This is a genomic window from Pseudarthrobacter sp. N5 (assembly GCF_050157035.1).
In the GTDB taxonomy this organism is placed as follows: Bacteria; Actinomycetota; Actinomycetes; order Actinomycetales; family Micrococcaceae; genus Arthrobacter.
Genome location: NZ_CP189593.1, coordinates 2,113,802 through 2,132,195 on the forward strand (window position 1 = coordinate 2,113,802; position 18,394 = coordinate 2,132,195).

The 18,394-nt window shown below is 63.5% G+C and carries 14 protein-coding genes and 5 pseudogenes; 10 read left to right on the forward strand and 9 right to left on the reverse strand.

The genetic code is table 11. The features are described from left to right. Positions 1-185 precede the first annotated feature (185 nt). Positions 186-380, reverse strand: a complete 195-nt coding sequence (locus ACQCST_RS10215) for a hypothetical protein (protein ID WP_426995686.1) — start codon at positions 378-380, stop codon at positions 186-188. Between the two features lie 43 nt (positions 381-423). Here ACQCST_RS10215 and ACQCST_RS10220 point away from each other — a divergent pair. Both ACQCST_RS10220 and ACQCST_RS10225 read left to right on the forward strand, forming a co-directional pair. After that, a pseudogene (locus ACQCST_RS10220) lies at positions 424-837 on the forward strand (DinB family protein). A gap of 1,037 nt (positions 838-1,874) precedes the next feature. Further along, the gene (locus ACQCST_RS10225) at positions 1,875-2,018 is read left to right on the forward strand and encodes a hypothetical protein (protein WP_426999144.1); all 144 of its coding nucleotides are present in this window, start codon (positions 1,875-1,877) and stop codon (positions 2,016-2,018) included. A 167-nt stretch (positions 2,019-2,185) separates the two neighbouring features. On the opposite strand, the gene arfB is transcribed toward ACQCST_RS10225, so the two are convergent. After that, complete coding sequence (gene arfB / locus ACQCST_RS10230; protein WP_426995687.1) at positions 2,186-2,608, reverse strand: alternative ribosome rescue aminoacyl-tRNA hydrolase ArfB; 423 nt, start codon at positions 2,606-2,608, stop codon at positions 2,186-2,188. A gap of 408 nt (positions 2,609-3,016) precedes the next feature. Here arfB and ACQCST_RS10235 point away from each other — a divergent pair, with 408 nt between their 5' ends. Beyond that, positions 3,017-3,532, forward strand: a complete 516-nt coding sequence (locus tag ACQCST_RS10235) for a mycothiol transferase (RefSeq protein WP_426995688.1) — start codon at positions 3,017-3,019, stop codon at positions 3,530-3,532. Positions 3,533-4,082: 550 nt separating this feature from the next. Here the strand turns inward: ACQCST_RS10235 and ACQCST_RS10240 are convergent. Together ACQCST_RS10240 and ACQCST_RS10245 are read right to left on the reverse strand one after the other, a co-directional pair. Next, positions 4,083-4,667, reverse strand: a complete 585-nt coding sequence (locus ACQCST_RS10240) for an HhH-GPD-type base excision DNA repair protein (protein WP_426995689.1) — start codon at positions 4,665-4,667, stop codon at positions 4,083-4,085. Between the two features lie 290 nt (positions 4,668-4,957). After that, a pseudogene (locus ACQCST_RS10245) lies at positions 4,958-5,302 on the reverse strand (IS110 family transposase); the annotation flags it as partial. Between the two features lie 967 nt (positions 5,303-6,269). Between ACQCST_RS10245 and ACQCST_RS10250 the strand changes: the two are divergent. Genes ACQCST_RS10250 through ACQCST_RS10260 form a run of 3 tightly spaced genes read left to right on the forward strand, consistent with a single transcriptional unit; the run spans position 6,270 to position 7,922 of the window. Further along, on the forward strand, positions 6,270-7,181 hold the full coding sequence (locus tag ACQCST_RS10250; RefSeq protein ID WP_426995690.1) for an SDR family oxidoreductase: 912 nt from the start codon (positions 6,270-6,272) through the stop codon (positions 7,179-7,181). 46 nt (positions 7,182-7,227) lie between these two features. Next, a complete protein-coding gene (locus ACQCST_RS10255; RefSeq protein WP_426995691.1) occupies positions 7,228-7,557 on the forward strand; it encodes a ribbon-helix-helix protein, CopG family in 330 nt (109 codons plus the stop codon). Continuing rightward, entirely contained in the window at positions 7,554-7,922 is a 369-nt protein-coding gene (locus tag ACQCST_RS10260) for a type II toxin-antitoxin system death-on-curing family toxin (protein WP_426995692.1), read from the forward strand. The genes ACQCST_RS10255 and ACQCST_RS10260 overlap by 4 nt, the downstream gene beginning before the upstream one ends. Before the next feature lie 825 nt (positions 7,923-8,747). Here the strand turns inward: ACQCST_RS10260 and ACQCST_RS10265 are convergent. From ACQCST_RS10265 to ACQCST_RS10275, 3 genes and pseudogenes are all read right to left on the reverse strand, one after another. Next, positions 8,748-9,715, reverse strand: a pseudogene (locus ACQCST_RS10265) (IS481 family transposase). Between the two features lie 108 nt (positions 9,716-9,823). Then, positions 9,824-10,429: a PadR family transcriptional regulator gene (locus ACQCST_RS10270; RefSeq protein WP_426995693.1), complete on the reverse strand. Its 606-nt coding sequence runs from the start codon at positions 10,427-10,429 to the stop codon at positions 9,824-9,826. Positions 10,430-11,214: 785 nt separating this feature from the next. Continuing rightward, a complete protein-coding gene (locus ACQCST_RS10275; protein ID WP_426995694.1) occupies positions 11,215-12,570 on the reverse strand; it encodes an MFS transporter in 1,356 nt (451 codons plus the stop codon). Between the two features lie 470 nt (positions 12,571-13,040). On the opposite strand from ACQCST_RS10275, the gene ACQCST_RS10280 reads away from it, so the two are divergent. Further along, complete coding sequence (locus tag ACQCST_RS10280) at positions 13,041-13,490, forward strand: recombinase family protein (protein WP_426999145.1); 450 nt, start codon at positions 13,041-13,043, stop codon at positions 13,488-13,490. 133 nt (positions 13,491-13,623) lie between these two features. Continuing rightward, positions 13,624-14,127 (forward strand): TspO/MBR family protein, encoded by a 504-nt coding sequence (locus ACQCST_RS10285; RefSeq protein ID WP_426995695.1) that lies wholly within the window; start codon positions 13,624-13,626, stop codon positions 14,125-14,127. Between the two features lie 150 nt (positions 14,128-14,277). Here ACQCST_RS10285 and ACQCST_RS10290 read toward each other — a convergent pair. After that, positions 14,278-15,215, reverse strand: a pseudogene (locus tag ACQCST_RS10290) (IS110 family transposase); the annotation flags it as partial. On the opposite strand from ACQCST_RS10290, the pseudogene ACQCST_RS10295 reads away from it, so the two are divergent. Continuing rightward, a pseudogene (locus tag ACQCST_RS10295) lies at positions 15,214-15,863 on the forward strand (transposase); the annotation flags it as partial. The pseudogenes ACQCST_RS10290 and ACQCST_RS10295 overlap by 2 nt on opposite strands. A 241-nt stretch (positions 15,864-16,104) precedes the next feature. On the opposite strand, the gene ACQCST_RS10300 reads toward ACQCST_RS10295, so the two are convergent. Continuing rightward, positions 16,105-16,602 carry a MarR family winged helix-turn-helix transcriptional regulator gene (locus tag ACQCST_RS10300; protein WP_426995696.1) on the reverse strand — a complete coding sequence of 166 codons (498 nt, stop codon included), beginning with the start codon at positions 16,600-16,602 and terminating at the stop codon, positions 16,105-16,107. Positions 16,603-16,837: 235 nt separating this feature from the next. Between ACQCST_RS10300 and ACQCST_RS10305 the strand changes: the two genes are divergently transcribed. Further along, positions 16,838-18,331 carry an SDR family oxidoreductase gene (locus ACQCST_RS10305; protein ID WP_426995697.1) on the forward strand — a complete coding sequence of 498 codons (1,494 nt, stop codon included), beginning with the start codon at positions 16,838-16,840 and terminating at the stop codon, positions 18,329-18,331. The last annotated feature ends 63 nt before the right edge of the window (positions 18,332-18,394 follow it).

The window sequence follows — 18,394 nt, forward strand, 5'->3', positions numbered from 1 at the left end:
AACGTTGGAATGGGCCAAGGCCGCGATCGACCGTGTCGACCTCCAAGTATGCTGGGCTGCAACAACTTACCGGGACGCAGCTGCGTGCCTAGAGAACAGGGTGAAGCCGCCCTGCGGTCCTCCGGCCATGAGCTCTGGAATAAGCTAGCCGCGGTCAGGAGCCCAGGCGATGTCACAGCGGCAGGCTAACGACGCTTCACGATGTCATCCACGGCAAGGTCAGCTACCCCAACCCGACGTCCGCTGGTGGTCATGGAGCCCACAGCGGCAGGCTCACCGTCACCTTCACGACCAACTACGGCCACGAACGGACCCGCCTCGTCAGCCCGGACCGGCGCTTCGTGCTGGGGCAGGGCCCTATCCGGTGGCGCCGTTTCCATGCAAGCATGGGTGCTCAACGAACATGCACCGTGAGGGGACTCGATGAAGTCCAACGAACTGCTGTTGGACGCCTTCGGCCGGATCCTTGACACCGTGGCCGCCACTCTTGAAGGGGTCGACGACGAGGCTCTGGCCCGTCGGCCCGCGGGCCGCGGAAACTCCATTGCCTGGCTGATCTGGCACCTCAGCCGGGTAGAGGACGCGCAGGTCGCCTCCGCCGCCGGCCTGGAACAGGTCTGGATCTGGCAGGGGTTTGCTCGAATACGACAACGCCGTTCACCGGCAGGCCGTTGAGTTTCTGGAAGCCCTCGGCGACGAGGACTTTGACCGCATCGTCGACACCCGCTGGACCCGCCGGTCACTCTAGGAGTGAGGCTGGTCAGCACTATTGCCGATTGTCTCGAGCATGTGGGCCAGTCCGCGTACGCCAGGGGTTTGAACCCCGCGCAAGGTTAGGGAGTATGCCCGCTCAGCTTTACCTGACGATGGCCCTGTGGAGCAACGGCACGAGTTTTGGCCGTCCTAGCTATTGGAGTTGCCCGTGAGCCCAGACCGGGTGAGTACACGGCAGGAAAGCAGGGTGCACAATGTCCACGCCCTGGCGGCTGAACTGGGTCGTACCGGGGCCGGACTGGGCCGGATTGGCGATGTCTTCCGGGGAGTGGCGGATTTGCAAGGGCTGGAGTCCGGTTCGAGTCCCACCTCGGGCACAGTAAACCCCCTCGTGAGAGGGGGTTTTTGCTTTAAAGTGTGTACATTGACCCTATTCGGGTCCCTCTGACGCTTGGTGCGGCCTGTTGACTGGCCGCCGCGGTGGCCTATGAAGTTGTGTGGGTGGCGGGTTCAGGGCCCTGGCTAGCGTGCCCTCCGCCTGCTGGAATGTGAGGTCATTCGGGTCTCCTTTCTGGTTGCTCGTGGTGGCCCTGGTCGGTCCTGTACCTATTCATGTCGTGGCCTCGTGGTGATGACATGAGCTGGCGAAAGTTTCTTGAGGATTCTTGGCCTCGTTTCGCTGCTTCCTGTGGCCTTGGGGGAGAGGCTGGTGGCCCGTTTGTCCGTCCAAAGGTGGTGTGCACATTGTCCACACCCGCGTGCGTGTGATGCCGTGGACCATCGCTGACACCCGTCCTTGGCTATTTCTGCTGACACCAGTCCATGCACCCATGAGGTCTGTGTGAATGACTTTCCGAATGCTGTGGCGGTACTCCCGCCATGGACTGTGTCAGGAACGTCCACAGCAGGGTGGTGTGCGGGACCGGGGCCTTCTTCCATCGCCGTTCTAGCTGTGGCTGATAAGTCATGCCTGTCCATATCTGGATGCGCGGTTATCGACATGACTTGCTGAGCGTGCTCTTGTACCTTGGTCGTCCTCGATTGCTGTGGCGCGTCATCAGTCAGCGGCATGAACGGCGATGGGCGGGCGGGCGTGATTGGTCAGAAGCGAAGGCGCCGGCCGCGCCGTCGAGCATCTGCGCCTCGACGGAGCCGCAGGAATGAGCGTGTGGTGGCGTGACCACGCCGGCCACCACATCAGTGTCCTGTCGGACCCCGCCAGGGCCCCTTCTACAACTGCGACAAATCCGGACACAGGGACTCTGAACACTTGGAGGTACCTGCCGGTTGGTTTCCGGGCGTGAGGACGGCCCGAGCTTGAATCAACGTGTCTGAGGACGCCCGCGCAGGACGATGCCCACACCTGCATTCGTCGGGCTGAGCATCGCCGAGCTCGCCTATTTCACTGCGAGCAGGTCGCTATTTACACGCTCTCGCTGCCCCGCGGCTGAAAATTGTCGACTGGACGGTGCTACTCGGCGGTCGGACGCTTTCGTTGCCGTTTCGTCGCCGCCCGCTGTTCCTTTGCGGCGAGGCGCCGACGGTTCGAGCCCCGGGTGGGTTTGGTCGCCCGGCGGCGAGCAGCTTCGGGAGCAAGACCCTCTGCCACGAGGTCGGAGAGCTTGGCCAGGGCGATCTCGCGATTGCGCAGCTGAGAGCGCCGCTCGGAGACGGTCACGGTGATCACCCCGGCGATGAGACGTCGTCCGAGACGCGTGACCAGCATCAGCCGTTGGCCATCCGAAAGCGCCGCCGAGTCGCCGACGTTCCACGAGAGCTCGACGCGGCTGTCCGAGGTGTTGACGTGTTGACCGCCTGGACCCGAAGAACGCGAGAACCGCCAGCCGAGTTCCGACGCGGGAATCGTGAGCGCGGGCGACACCTCCAGATCCATGCAACCAGCGTTGCACGATATGGGCGGGATCGAAGACCGCATATCCGGCTCGCTGCCGTAATTCCTATCGACCCGGGCCAGGAAGCCCGCGAGGGAGATGAAAATTATAGTAGTCGCAGTACTGAAATTTCTGATTCACATTCGTGTCGATGCCTGCCATCACCGGACACCTTTCATGACTTTCGTGGTGCGGGGACGCTCCGGCGGCACGGTCCGCCCGTGGTCTCGGCGCTGGCCTCTACCCATGGGTGCGACGATGGCGCCGCTTCAGGCAATGCCCTGGGCGCGGTAATTTCGCCTGGCGCCGTCTGCGCCTTAAGCGTCTGCTGCCCTGAAGCGCTGCATGTTGAGCCGTGCGGCATCCATGCAAGCCTGAGGCTTAGCACATGAGCAGTGAAAGGTGACTCGATGAAATCCAACGAACTGTTGCTGGACACCTTCGGCCGTATCCGCGAAACTGTGGCCGAGGCTCTTGGATGTGTCGACGACGAGGCGCTGGTCCACCAGCCTACGGGCAACGGCAACTCGATGGCATGGCTTATCTGGCATCTTGGCAGGGTCGAGAACGCGCAAGTCGGCGCCGCCGTGGGCCTGGAACAGGTCTGGACCTCGCAGGGGGTTGCCTGCCGTTTCAACCTCCCACTGTCCGAACGCGACACCGGCTACGCCCATTTGACCCACCAGCTTGATGCGGTGCGGGCGCCGCGCCATTTGCTGCGCGAATACTACGACGCCGTTCACGGTCAGACCGTGCACTTTCTGAACACCGTCGACGACGAAGCCCTCGACCGGATCGTCGACCCGCGCTGGGACCGGCCGCCCACTCTCGGGGGGCGACTCGTCAGAACCATTGCCGGTTGCCTCCAATACGTGGGGCAGGCTGCGTACGCCAAGGGGCTAAAGACCACGCAGGCGTATGGCTAGGGGGAATCTGCCCCTCGGGCTCTTCCATACGATGGTCTAGGTTCAGCATGTGGCACACGGCGGTGAAGAGCGGTCCTTCGCGTCTGCCCGGTGGCGAATCCGTGTCACTGATCGAAGACACCAGCCCCCGGTCACCCTGCTTGATGAACTTCAACACTCTGCAGGTCGCGTCAAATCCCTTGAGGGGCGTTGTGATGACGGCGCTGGGCGGCGCTCGACGCTCCACCTTCACCTATCCGATGCCTATTTGGATTGGTGAATTTGCTTGCGGCAGGAGACTGCTCCTGGCTCTCAGGTTTGCGACTGATGGCGGGCCTCTGCCCTAGTCGCAAACTTGCCTCGGGTCGCGGAATTATGTGCCGCGTATGGATTCCTCGGCCTGCGTGTAATCAGCGCCGCTGCATCCCTGGCTCGCGCCGCAGGACGGTTCTCGTTTCTGACTGACCAGGAATCCAGTGGTCAGCAACACCGACCCTCGATCGAGGCGGAGAGCGCGGCCGGGTGCCTAGGGCGGCCTTGGCCGCCGTCGTGATTCAACTGGTTCTTCTTGTCAGTGCCCGGATGCCTTCGCGGCTTTGGCGGCGGCCTTGGCAGCCTGCTTGCTGGCGCGCACTCTTCTCAGCGACTCCGGGTCCACGATGTCGGCGACAGAAAGATATGCGTTCTCCTGGCCGTAGGGGCCAGCAGCCTCTCGCCAGCCTTCTGCCTGGAGTCCGCACTGCTTGCCGAGAAGTGCGAGGAAGATCTTCGCCTTTTGCTCCCCGAATCCGGGCAATCCTTTCAACCGGCGGAGCACTTCCTGGCCGTCCGGGTCGTCCCGTGTCCAGATGGCAATTGTGTCCCCATTCCAATCGCGCTGTACGGTCCCTGCGAGGGCCTGAACGCGGCCGGCCATGGAGCCGGGGAAGCGGTGGACGGCCGGACGCTCCTTGAAGATCTCAACGAAGCCTGCCGGGTCGTATTCAGCGATCGCGGCAGGGTCCATGGAGCCGATGCGCGTCATGATCTTTTCGGGTCCGGCAAACGCCGACTCCATGGTCACCTGCTGGTCAAGCAGCATGCCGGTTAGCAGCGCGAAAGCGTCATCGCTGAGCAGTTTGTCGGCGACGGGGTCGCCAGTGATGTGCAGTTCCATGCGCCCATCCTCCCCCTGCTCTGGGTCCCCGTCCATGCCAGTTCATCGCACGAAATCCTTCCCGCAGCATGACTGCCGGATTTCGATGTAGCCGGAGACGATGGTTCCCACCAACCATCTTGTCCGTTCGCGGAGTTGGGACTGCTGAAGGCCAGTTGGCTGGCGTCGAGTGCCTTGACCTCTGGCGAAGGGTTCGCTAGCCAACGCTGCGGAACCTGGCAGAGAGTCGGCTAGCCCAAGGACACTCCACCACATTTGGCGCCACGTTCGACCGATACCGACAAAGAACTGGCCCGCGCCGTCTCGGCGATGATGAACGCGTCACGGGCAGCGGTCTTGGACTTCCCCGGATACAGGTCCGCCGCTTTGCGCATGGCCAGGGCTGGCAGGTAGGCGACTTCGCAGCCGCAGTCCCTGGCCACCGCTACCGCCAGTGCGCCGATGGTGTTGGGCTGGTCAACGACCATAAGCACTTTCCCATGCTGCTGGAGCGTAGTGAAAAGCTCCCGCAGCCGGGCTTCGTCCTGCGGGAGCGGCTTATCAAAGAGCCGTTCGCCGGCGCAGGCCAGTGCGTTGGCGTGGTGTTCGCTGTTGCCGGCATCGAGTCCGCAGTAAACCTCGAATCCCCGATCCATATTGGGCGCTCCTTTGCACCACTATCTGGCCGCAGTCATGACACCGATGCCGGCACCCACGTTACGAAGAGACCTGGACGCGTTGGTCCGGTCTAGTCCCTATCAGCGGTCAACAAGTGTCTCCGAACCCGGCGCCGCAGGCCGTGCGCCGGGCGCGGATCATGGCACCGGCTGCAGCGGGGGTGTCGATGATGGTTTCGAGTGTCATGGCACCTTCCTTTCCACCGTTCATTGGGTCACCGAATGGTGACAACTGTATCCTTCCTGCCGGTCCGGATTGCCCTCGGGAGGCAAAAAGAAGGGTGTGCCCAATGTGCACACCCTCTGCCCACGGACTCGTCCTTACCGGTGACGGAGCAGGCCGGATTTTTGATGTTTTCGGGGGAGTGGCGGATTCTCAGGGTCTGGAAGCCGGTTCGAATCCCACCTCGGGCACAGTAAACCCCCTCGTCAGAGGGAGTTTTTGCTTTTAAGCGGCTGATTCCGCGAGGATCCCCCTGGCGGGGTGCCCGATGAGCTACGGGACATGACCTGGCCCGCAAGACCGGCGTGGAACGCTGAGCATGGCTGGAGGTCCTGTTCGCCGCGGACGGGCCCGATGGTGCTCCGAGTGTTGTTGTCCGGCTCGTCACCTGGCTTCCGGCGAAGGCGGCGCCGAGGGCGACCTGTGTCCCGGCACGGACGTTGTGGTGGATGGCTGCGCAGTGGCGGCCTCTGGGCCGGACGCAGGACAATGTTTCGAGGGCGCTTGACCCACGGGGCGGGGCACGGCACGCTGGTCCACAGGGGCTGGCATTGAGCGCCTTCGCGTTTGAAAGCAGCATGAATCTGACCAAATGCCTGGACGGACGCGCGGTCATCCGGACACTCCTGATTCTGTCCGGATCCTGTCGATGGCACACCGGGCTTCACGCCACGCCCGGGGGCGCACCAAGCGCCAGCGGCAACCAAGAGTGAGGATGCATGAATGAGCGGCAGCGGACCCGTACTTGTGGTGGGTGGCACCGGGATGCTTGGGGGCCAGATTGTCACGGAGCTGCTGGCCCGAGGTAAGCGGACGCGAGCCCTGGTTCGCCCCGGCTCCGACGCGACCGGCCTCCAAACCGCCGGGGTCGACATTGCCCGAGGCGACATGATGGACCCCGGTTCGCTGCTGAGCGCCATGGACGGCATCGATGCCGTGATCACTTCGGCGGCCGGCTATACGCGGCACAGCAAGGGTGACAGTGCGGACATCGACACCGTCGGCAACGCTAACCTCGTCGAGGCAGCCAGTCGCGCCGGAGTCCGCAGGTTCGTGCTCACGAGCATCCTCAGTTGTGACCAGACTCCACAGGTCCCGCACTTTTGGCACAAGAAGCTCGCCGAGGACAGGCTGGAAGAACTTGGTGTCCCGTTCGTGGCGCTGCGTCCGGGTGCGTTCCTCGACCAGGTCACGCGGTTCGGTGGCGACCCGTTCATCAAGCGGCGGCTCACGTGGCTCGGGTCAGCTCGGACACCGCTGACTTTCGTGCTGACCTCCGACCTGGCGAGATACCTCGCCGATGCGGTCGACGCTGAAGGAGTCGACGGTGAGCGTATCGAGATCGGCTGGGACCGCCCGGTCGCCATGCAGGACATCGCTGCCATCGCCGGGCGGCTACTCGACGAGCACATCCGTGTCCGGACCATCCCGACCGGCCTCATTCGCGCGATCGGCGTCCTGCTCGCGCGGGTCAACCCGATGGCCAAGGACCTGGCGGCGATGATTGACTGGTTCCAGACGGGCCGCTACATCGCCGACACCACGCGCCAAAGCGAGGTCTTCGGCACGCCGCCAACCGCCGAGGACGCCATTGCCAGGTTCGTCACCGGTCTCGGACACCAGGTTCGCGGATAGCTGCCGGGAAGACTGGGTTCGCCGCGCTCAAGGCACCGTGGTGCGGGTGGCCCGAAAACTCGCCAGACTTCTCGACCGTCGCGTCCTGCCGCACCTGGCGGCCGGATGGCGGGCGTACTCTCAGTGCCGGATGCCTTCCAGGCCACCGGCGTCACTGGGAGGTGAATCGCTGGCGCCGAATCTGCGTGTACCCGAAGAACTTGACCGGCAGCTGGAGCAGCTCGCGGCCGAGGAGCACACCTCGAAGTCGGCGCTGCTTCTTCAGGGTGCGGAGTTGGTTCTGCAGCGGCACCGGCGCGGCCGCGATATCAGTGCCGGTCTGGACTTTGTGATGAGTCATGACGCTGAGCTGCTGAAGCGCCTTGAGGACGCGTGACTGCCTACCTCGAGATTGAGGATGCCTTGCAGGTGATCGACAGGTACGGCTTCCACATCCGTGACGTGGGCCTGCCGGCCTCGGCGCTGGCACGCCCGGCAACCACGGTCATGGGCGTTGAGGCATATCCTGCGTTACCACTGAAGGCGGCGGCGCTCCTGGAATCCGTGGCCCGCTTCCACCCGTCGATTGACGGCAACAAACGGACAGCCTGGACTCTGATGGTACTGATGCTCTGGATCAACGGGTGCCGCCATGTTTTCACGACAGATGAGGGCTTTGACCTTGTCGTCGGTGTGGCTGCCGGCGACATCGGACTCGAACACAGCAGCGCCCTGATCCCGAAGCGCATGCTGCCGCGTTAGCCCCAAGGATCAAACCATCGGGCCTCTCGCGGGCCACCTTTCTGTCCCGGGCGTCCGACGCCGGCAAACGGGGCTTCTCCGCATGCTTCGCTATCAGCGTGGTCATGTCATTTCTGCTGTCGCCCGCGACGAGAGTGGCTGAAGCAGGCGGCTGAATCGTGAAGTCCCGAAAGTCATCAGAATGTCGTGAGGTACTAGTCTCTGTCTGCTGCGTCGTGGGAGCGGGCGAAGGTTCGACCAAGGGTGTCGAGCGGCCCGGCAGCACCGCATCCTCGCGCGGTGCTGGGGCTGGGTGGCCACGGAAACAACGAAAAAAAGGGTGTGCACAATGTGTACACCCTGGGCCTTTGATTGGGTCATACCGGTGCCGGACCGGGCCGGATTCGTGATGTCTTCGGGTGAGTGGCGGGTTCTCAGGGTCTGGAATGCGGTTCGAGTCCCACCTCGGGCACAATAAACCCCCTCGTCAGAGGGGGTTTATTGCTTTTAAGCTGTGGACATTTGTCCACGTGGATCCCTCTGACGGCGGCCGCCTGGCGTCCCCAATGCGCCTGCTCTACGGGCGATGAGCCTAACGCCCCCGCTTGGTGGGGTCTGTCGCGTATCCGATGACGTTCGCGGCCGGCCGGCCTCTCCGACGCGTTTGCCTTTGTCGACGACGTGCGGCGCCGCCTCTCCCGCGGCGCCTCACGGGCCGCACGGCATTCCTGATGCGTGGCGTTCTTTCTTCATCCCGTGCATACTGGCGAAAGGCAGGTTGCACCAAGGTGTCCCCATCATGATTTTCTTACGGTCCCTCTTGACCGGGGCTTCGGAACGACGGGTCTAGTTGTATTGACCTGAGAGGTTAGTGACGCGGGTGACCGGTGGCTGACCTTTGAGTGAGGTGTGGCCTCGGTGATGATTGTAGTGATGGAGCCAGTCGGCGAAAGAATCAACACGCTCGGCCTCTGATCCATAGGGTTTTGCGTAAGCCCACTCATCGAGCATGGTGCGGTTGTAGCGCTCGACTTTGCCGTTGGTCTGGGGCCTGTAGGGCCGGGTGCGCTTGTGCTTGATAGCCGGGCCCAGGGCGTCTTTGAATGCGTAGGAGCGGTAGCAGGAGCCGTTGTCCGTCAGGACCCGTTTGACCACGATTCCGCAGGATTCGAAGTAGGCGTTGGCGCGTTCCCAGAACCCGGCCGCGGTGTCCTTTTTCTCATCGGCGAGGATCTCGGTGTAGGCCAGCCGGGAATGATCATCGACCGCGTTGTGCAGGAAGGCGTAGCCCGGTCTCCGGTTCGCCGCCGTGCCGGTCTTGTTCCGGTTGCCGGATGCCCTGCCCACCGTGCGGTGTCCGCCGCCGTCCGGGATACGTCCGAGTTTCTTGATGTCCACGTGGACAAGGTCTCCGGGGTTCTGGTGCTCGTAGCGGCGGATTACCCTCCCCGTGGCCCGGTCCAGCCACGACAGCCTTGCCGTCCGAACCTGGAGAGGACCCGGTGCACCGTGGAGGGGTGGATACCCAGCAGGTAACCGATCCGGGCAGGGCCCCACCGGCGGTTCACTCTGAGCGCGACGATCCGCCGCTCCCGCCGCACGGACGTCCGGCCCGGGGAGCTGACGGGCCGGCTCGACCGGTCCTCCATCCCGTGCTCGCCGCGCTCCCGGTAGCGGCCAGCCCACCGCGCCGCGGTCGTCACCGAGACCTGGAACCGCTCAGCCGCCCGCCGCAGCGGCCACCCGTCCTCCACGACGCACTGGGCCAGCCGGAGCCTGCCCTTAGGCGTGAGGAGCGCATTAGCATGGGACATTGAAGACCTCCTTGTGGATCGGACTCTCGACAAGCCCCACTCCACCCGGAGGTCTTCTTTTTGTCACCTAACCACGCCGAGCGTTCCTAACGTCCGTGGTCAATACAGCTAGTCGGCGAGGATGTGGTAGAGCGCGCGGCGGGTTTCGTCTATTTTTTCCATTGCGGCTTTGCGTTGTTCGTCGGTTGCCGAGAAGCGGAATTGGTGGATGACTCCCATGAGCTTTCCCACGCTCTGATGAAACGCGGGCGCGGATCCCTGGGGATCGGCGTTCCATGCGTTGTCCATCTCCTCGGCGTGGTCGGTCACATAGGCGGTCCCGGCGTCGGTGAGCGTGTACTCGGTGCGCCGGCCTTCGCTTACGGGTGCGATGAGTTCTTCATCTACGAGCTGCTGAAGCGTCGGGTAAACGGAGCCCGGACTTGGACGCCAGGCTCCGGAGGTTTTCTCCTCGATCGCTTTGATCAGCCCGTAGCCGTTGGATGGTGATTCGGCCAGAAGGGACAGAATCGCCCAACGGACATCGCCCTTGTTGGCCCGACGTGAACTGCCGGGACCAAAGCCCGGCCCGAAACCTGGACCGAATCGTGGGCCGAAACCGAGGCCCGGCCCGTAGCCCCCGTGTCCGTGGGGGCCGCGGCGGCTCCTGCCGCGCCCGAAGCGCTCCATTCCTGGTCCGCAGTCTGTGAGTTTACCTTCGTGGATGCCTTTCATAGCGGCATCGTCCTTCCATTTCAGTTGAGTTTCTCTGGTGATCTCCGGGTTCTTCGGCGATAGTTAACGATATATCGGTGAGTATCGCCGGTCAAGGATAATTTGGTGGGGATCAGTCGCGTGTTTCCACGCGTTGATCGACGGCAACAAACGCATCGCCTGGACCGAGGTGCGGAGGGCTCGCTTCAGGGCAAGCTGTGCCAGTGACTGGCCGCGTGCACCGCCCCGTTCCTCGACGCGGGTCGATATTGGAGGCAGTCGTCGTTCACCGCGTCTGGTCTCAGGAAGCGGCCCGGCGCCGCCGGTGATTGCCGTGCATTGGCGGTTTGGGGGTCGACTTAGGTGGTTGTTGAGAGGACGATTAAGGGACAGCCACTTAAGGAGGTCTGTGATGTGCTATTCATCGTGCGAAGGATGGCAGAACTACAGGAAGGATGCCGCTCGGGAAGCAGAAGGGCACGGGGACACGAGTTCTCAGGAGACCCCTGAGCCTCAGGTTCAGACGGAGCAAGCCAGAATGTGGGCCTACATCGCGCAGCTGGAGGAAGGCGCCGACCTGGCGCCTGACCGGATCAGAGAAAAGGTTTAGCCGCCGGCAAGAGGGGAGGGCTCTGCAAAGCGGAGCCTTCCTCTTTTTGCGTCACGTCGTGCAGGCAATCCGGCTGAGACGACTTGTAGGGGCCGGCCGAGTCCTTATGAACGAGCCAGGCCCGTCCGAAATCAAGTGCCGTTCATCCGGATGTGCCAGGAGGAGTCGACGTCGACCCGGGTGACCGACTGTACAGTCACCGTGCAGCTGTGGTTCCGGACGCGGCGAGATCGATGCCACGGGTCTCCGGGAGCCCGAAGGTGGCGAGTAGGCTCACCAGGCTTACGCCGGCGAGAAGCAGGCCGATGGAGGGGCTGCCAAGACTGCCACCGAGCGATGCCGCCACGAGCGGTGTGACACCACCGCCGACGAGCGCTCCGAGGTTGTAGGCCATTCCGGCACCCGTGTATCGGTAGCGGGTAGCGAAGAGTTCCCGCAGGAAGGCGCCGACCGGACCGTAGATTCCGGCGACGATGAGCAGCGTGCCCGACAGTCCGATGGCAAACGACCAGGTCGTGCCGATGTCGAGGATCGGGAAGAGTAGGAGCGACCAGGGTATCGCCACGACGCAAGAGCCGACGATTACGGCTCGGCGGCCGACCCTGTCGGAGAGGATTGCGCTGGCAATTGTTCCGACTGCGAAGAACATCGCGCCGACGATTCCCAGCGAGAGGATGGTCGGTCGGCTGTGGCCAAGGCCCTCGGCACTGGTGCCGTAGCTGCTGAGGAAGGCTGTACCGATGTAGAAGAAGGCGAAGAGCATCATGGTGGAGGCGCCGCCCAAGAGGATCTGGCATGGCTGGTTGCGCACTGACTCCCACACGGGCAGCCAGCGCGGGACCGCCGAGACGGCGCCCTCGTCGCTGGCCTCCTTGAAGACGGGAGTCTCTTCGATCTTGAGGCGGATGTAGAGACCGACCATGACGAGCACGGCACTCCCAATGAACGGAATGCGCCAGCCGAACGTGAGGAATGCCACCGACTTGTCGCCGAGCGACAGATTGATGATGAGGAAGGTCGCACTCGCGAGGGCGAAGCCAATCGACGGGCCCAGCTGGGGGAAGGCTGCGAAGAGGCCCCGCTGCTTGGGCGGGGCGTACTCGGCCGCCAGCAGTGCCGCGCCGGCCCATTCGCCGCCGACGGCGAATCCCTGAAGAAAGCGGAGAACAACGAGGATGATCGGTGCGGCGACCCCGATCACGCTGGCGTCGGGCAGTAGTCCGATAGTGACTGTCGCGATGCCCATGATGAGCAGTGTGCTGACGAGCGTTTTCTTGCGCCCCATCCTGTCACCGAAGTGGCCGAACAGGACAGCACCGAGGGGGCGCGAGACGAAGGCAACGGCAAACGTCCCGAAGGAGGCGAGAGTGCCGGCTGCCGGGCCGAGGGCCGGGAAGAACACCTGGGGGAAGACGAGGGCCGCTGCCGTGCCGTAGATGAGGAAGTCATAGAACTCGATGATGCTGCCCATCGAGCTGGCGACGGCGACCCGTGCCATTGAGGTGCGGCGTGGACCGGACCGGGTCGCAACCGGTGCGAGGCTTTCGAGCATGCGATATCTCCTTTGACATCGGTCGTCGAGACAATGTTGTGTCGACGCGGAGATGTCATCGTGTCAGCGCCGTGCGTTCGCCACCACCTCCCGATGGAGGTGCTTTCGGGGTCGCTGAGAAAACGGAAATTATCTAGCGGTTGGGGGCCGTGGTTGACGGTTGTGCGGTCTTCGTTCGTTTTTTGCTACAGGTCTCAGTGGGTCTGGGATCTGGTTTGATTTCCGCGGAATTCCTGGGATCTCCATGTAGCGATGCTCTGTGCCGCTTTCTATGAGTCATGTTCTGTCTTTCGTGACGGGTTTCGCCACGCTCGGGGGTACGGGTGAATCGCTGGGCTACGAGAGGATTTCGACGGTTGAGCAGAATGCTGCGCTGCAGCAGGACGCGCTGATCGCGGCGGGTTGCTTCAGAAGTCTTAACTGACCAGGTTTCCGGGACTTTGGCGGTCCGTCCCGAACTGACGAAATTGATGGACCAGGTCCGGCCCGGGGACACGTTGGTTGTGTGGCGGCTGGATCGGCTGGGGCGGTCGCTGAAGCATTTGGTGGAGACGGTCACGGGGCTTGCAGATCGCGGTGCCGGCTTCCGGTCGCTCCAGGAAAACATCGATACGACCTCGACCGGCGGGAGGCTGGTCTTCCACGTTTTCGCGGCCCTGGCGGAATTTGAGCGTGATCTGATCAGCGACCGGACGCGTGCCGGTCTGGACGCAGCACGGGCCCGCGGCCGTACAGGTGGCAGGCCTTCCTTGCTCGCCGGAGACATTCTGCGGACGGCAAGGCGTTTGTATGAACAGCGCGAACTGAGCGTGGAGGGTATCGGAAAAGTGTTGGGGGTCTCTCGTACAACGGTGTACCGGGCATTGAGGCAGCTGCCGGATTCACCGGTCGGGCGCCCGCCCCGGCCAGGGAAGGGGTAACCGGTGCCGCGCAACGTGGCGGCTCCCCTGGAGGTGATGGACGAGCGCGCGAACCGCCCCATTTGACGGCAGAACGTCCATCGGTCAAGGTGAATCAGTGCCCGCGAAATCTACACACTCCCACGGAGGCCTAATGTCGTGCAAACCGGGCCTTGGTCGTCAAGCCGCCGCCCTCGTAGGGTTCCTGGCAGTGTCCTTCGCCGTATCGGCGCTGGGCTCACTGGCCATCATCAACAACACGCCAGGCTGGTACGCCGCGGCCAACAAAGCGCCGTGGACACCGCCCGGCTGGGTCTTCGGGTCAGTCTGGACGATGCTGTATGCAGCGATGGCTGTAGCTGCGTGGCTGGTGTGGAGGCAGGGTTCGGCCTCCACCCGCGGCGCCATGAGGGCCTATGGCGTCCAGATGCTACTTAACCTTGCATGGGCACCAACGTTTTTCGGCATGTACCCCATGTGGGGCGCGGCCGCACTGTGGCTGGGCCTTTTCGTTATCGCCGCGCTGGCCGTGGCAGTGGCAACCACCGTCGTGCGTTTCGGCCCGATCAGCACAACGGCAGGACTGCTGATGCTGCCCTACATCTCCTGGATCGTGTTCTCCGGCAGCCTGAACCTCTACGCCGCCGCCAACAATTGACGGACCACATCAACATGAAGTGGCAGTGCCGGGAAGAGCCGGCCCTTGTTGCCTCATTGCAATACCTCCGGAAGAGTGATTCGTTGCCTGACTTGAAAATGGGGTGAGCACACCCGGGGGGCAGAGCGTCGGGTTCCTGGGGGGCCGCTGTTATCCGGTTTGTTCCAAGGGTTCGAGGATGACGCGGTAGCCGAGGGATTCGAGCTGTTTCAGTGCCCGGTCTTTGCTGCGCAGGGGCTGGAATCGGGTGTAGCAGTCCGCGCCCGGATCGCAGTGGCATTCGCCGTTGGTGAGCATGTACCAGATGGAGATCAACATGGCGTGCTCCACCGCGACCAGGGCCTTCATCGGTCCGCGCCGGGATCCTATACGGCGGTACTTCGCCCCGAGGCACGTGGTTTGGGTGCGCGAGGCCGTAAGGCCGCTGTGCCCAGGGCCCGTTTCAGGTAACGGTTCGCGGGCCGGGCCTTCGTGGACTTGACAAGCAGTTCCCGGGCGCCGCTAAAAGGTTCCATCAGCTCGTTGATCCGGGCATCGAGGGTGGTGACGTCCTTGCTGTGGGCATCGATCCGATCCAGGAACAGCCTGGCCATGAACGCGTGGTGGGCGTTGAACCGTCCGGTCAGGGCCTCCACCAGGTCAGGGATCTTCGTGCGCATCCGGGCCTTCGCCAGATCCGCCAACGCCTCCGGTGAGTCTTCGCCCCGGATGAGGGCTTCGAGCATCGCCCGGCCGGAGACGCCGGTGATATCGGTGGCGACGGAGGATAGTTTGATCCCGGAGTCCTCCAGCATCTTCTGAAGCGGCTGGATTTCCCGGGAGCGTTCGTCGGTGATCGCCGTGCGGGCACGGGTCAGATCACGCAGCTGGCGGATATCCTCCGGCGGAACCAGGCACCCGCGCAGCAGCCCGTGCGCGCCCAGCTGGGCCTGCCAGGCCGCGTCGGAGACGTCGGTTTTGCGTCCGGGCAGGTTCCTCGCGTCCTTGGCATTCACCAGCTGAACGTTCAGACCTGCGTCTTCGAGGAGGAAATAGAACTGACGCCAGTAGTCTCCGGTGGCCTCGATCACCACCAGGCCCACCCGTTCGGCGCTGGTCCGCGCCGATTCGGCGTTCTACGGGTACGCCACCGTCAATGCCGCTGCCAAAGCCGGTGCCGATGTTTCCATCACTGCCCGCATGGACCCGGCCATCAGGCGGACGATTGCGGGAATCGCCCAGGACGCGTGGAAGCCCGTCCAGTACAGGGACGCGGTCTTCGACGAAGCCGCGGACCGGTGGATCTCCTCCGATGAAGTCGCCGAAACCGGATACACCGCGTTCAGTTCCCGGAAACAGGGCGAACCCGTCACCGGGCGCCTTGTCGTCCGAAGAATCCCGGACCTGAATCCGCACGCCGGCGCAGAACAGCCGACCATCTTGGACACCTACCGGTTCCACGCGTTCTTCACCACAGCGCCCTGGCGCATTTACCGTCAGGTGTTTTCACGGCCAATGCATCCTGGCTGGTCCTGGCCGCCATGGCGTTCAACCTCACCCGCGCCGTCGCAACAGCGGCAGGGAACGGGCTGGCGAAAGCCCGGACCGGAACGATCCGGCGCAAACTGATCAGCGTCCCGGCCAGAATCGCACCGTCCGCACGGAAGCTTCGCCTTCACCTCCCTGCGGACTGGCCCTGGGAGACAGCCTGGACGGCCCTGTTCACCCGCGTCTTTCCCCGGCCGGCGAAGACCTGACCCGGCGGCCCCTGACCACAACGATCAAGGACCCATCGTGGAACATCACCGGCAGCGGGGCCGGAGCCTCCGGCACGCCCAACCCCGATCAACCCAGCCAAACCTCATCCCGGGATGCTCCATCAGTCCGTCGGGATCGAGGCTAAGGCAGCTGTTCGAACCTGGGCGTTCGGCGCGAGCTCCCCTTTTTCTGGAGCCGGCAGTACGGCGTTGTCGTAGCGCTTCATTTCGGGCACGGACATTATTCGCCCCCCTTTTCGGATTGAGCGGGCTGCGGCGTGGAAACCTTGCGCTCCAGAACCTCGACGGTCCTGGCCAGATAGCCGGTGATGGCTTCCTGCTGCTCCGGATCATAGCGGGAGATCAGAGCATCAATTTCCCTGATCATCGGTAGCAGGCCGTCCATAGCCCGGCGCGCCGACTGCGGTGCCGGGACGATCAGGATGCTGCGCCGGTCGGTGGGGTGCGGCCGGCGGCACACATGACCCATTTTGACCAAACGGTCCACCACCACAGTGACGGCCGCTGTGCTGATACCCAGCGATTGAGCAAGTGGGCTTGGACTGAGGGGACCCCGTTCCATGAGCCGCTGCATAGCTTCAAGGTCGGTGGAATTGACCTCGAACTCGCGTCCGAATTGCTTCTCCACCTTCTGATTGAGCACCAGGATTCGACGCATCAGTCGCGATGCCTCATGCCGCGATTCCCCGCTGTGGCTCCGGGTCGCAGTCTCATTCATAACAGAACGCCAGCCCATCCCTTTAAAATTATTGATAATTAAATATTCTGGTAATAGGTTCTAAATTGGCAAACGTGTTGTGCTGGTGCGTACATGTGCTGTCACCCACTCTTCGTAAGCCACGGGGAACCGGAATGCGATCCCGCAATCAGTAGTTATGGCCGCAGGGACAGGGCAAACGTCCACGCCGCCAAAACCGGCTGGCGAACTTGAAACAGCGCCGGAAAGGATCGCAATGAAGCCACAGGCAGTGGTACTGGGATCCACCGGCTACATCGGGGGACGGCTGGTGCCGCGCTTGCTGGACGCCGGCTACGATGTCCGCGTCCTGGTGCGCCATGCGAATAGGCTCACCGACGTCCCGTGGGCATCGAAAGTAGACGTGGTGACGGGCGACCTTGAGGATCTGAATTCCCTGCGGTCGGCCTTTGCCTCGGCAGACGTGCTCTACTACTTGGTGCACTCGATGGGTCCTTCCAGCCGACGGCGGTCGTTTGAGCAAACCGAGAGACTCTGCGCCGGCAACGTTGCGCGCGCAGCGGCGGACGCCGGCGCTGGACGGATCATTTACTTGGGCGGATTGCACCCGGAAGGGACACAGCTAAGCCGGCACCTGCGTTCCCGCAAGGAGGTCGGCGAGATCCTCCTGAACTCTTCCGTGCCTACGGTGGTGCTCCAGGCCGGCGTCGTGATTGGTTCCGGTTCAGCCTCCTTTGAAATGATCCGACAACTCACCGAGGTCCTGCCCTTCATGGTCGCCCCGCGATGGGTCCGGAACAAGGTCCAGCCGATGGCCATCCGCGACGTGTTGTATTACCTGGTCGCGGCGGCTGGGCTCCCGACGTCGCTCAACCGCACCTTTGACCTGGGCGGACCGGACGTCTTGCGGTACGACCAAATGATGAACGGCTACGCCGCTGAAGCCGGCTTGCGGCACCGGCCGGTGGTGGCACTGCCCGTCCTGACTCCCTGGTTGGCTTCCCAGTGGGTCAACCTCGTCACTCCCATACCCCGTTCCTTGGCCGTGCCGCTGATCGGGTCCCTGCAGCAAAACTGTGTGGTTGGCGAGCGGGATATACACCGCTTTGTCAATCCGCCCGAAGCCGGGCTGCTCGGATACCGGCAATCGGTTCGCTTGGCGTTGGCAAGGATGGCAGCCGGAGAAGTGGAAACGAGCTGGCAGAACTCATCCGTTCGCGGTGCACCGAGCGATCCGCTTCCCAGCGACCCGCAATGGGCCGGCCACCTGGTCTACCAGGACAACCAGCAGCAGACGACGACGGCGACCCGGCAACAGTTGTGGCAGGTCATAGAGGGCATCGGCGGTGATAACGGCTGGTACTCATTTCCCTTGGCTTGGTCCGTGCGCGGCTGGCTGGACAAAGTGGCAGGAGGAGTAGGGCTCCGCCGAGGCCGCCTCAACCCGACGCGGCTGCACACCGGGGACGCGTTGGACTTCTGGCGAGTGGAACAGATCGACCGCGGCTCACTGCTGCGCCTCAGGGCGGAAATGAAAGTCCCCGGGCGCGCATGGCTGGAAATGCGGGCCGACGACGCCGAGGGCGGGGTACTCTACCGGCAACGGGCAGTCTTCTTCCCCAAGGGATTAGGCGGCCGGCTGTACTGGTTGGCGGTCCTGCCCTTCCATGGCGTCATTTTTAAGGGAATGGCCAACCGCATCACAGCTGCTGCGGCGTCGCTGGCCGACGAGGAAGGAACGTCGCCGTGAAGGCGCAGCGCGAACTGGTCTGCCTGACGGGCGACGACGGCCGCAGGCTGGGCGTGACCGCCA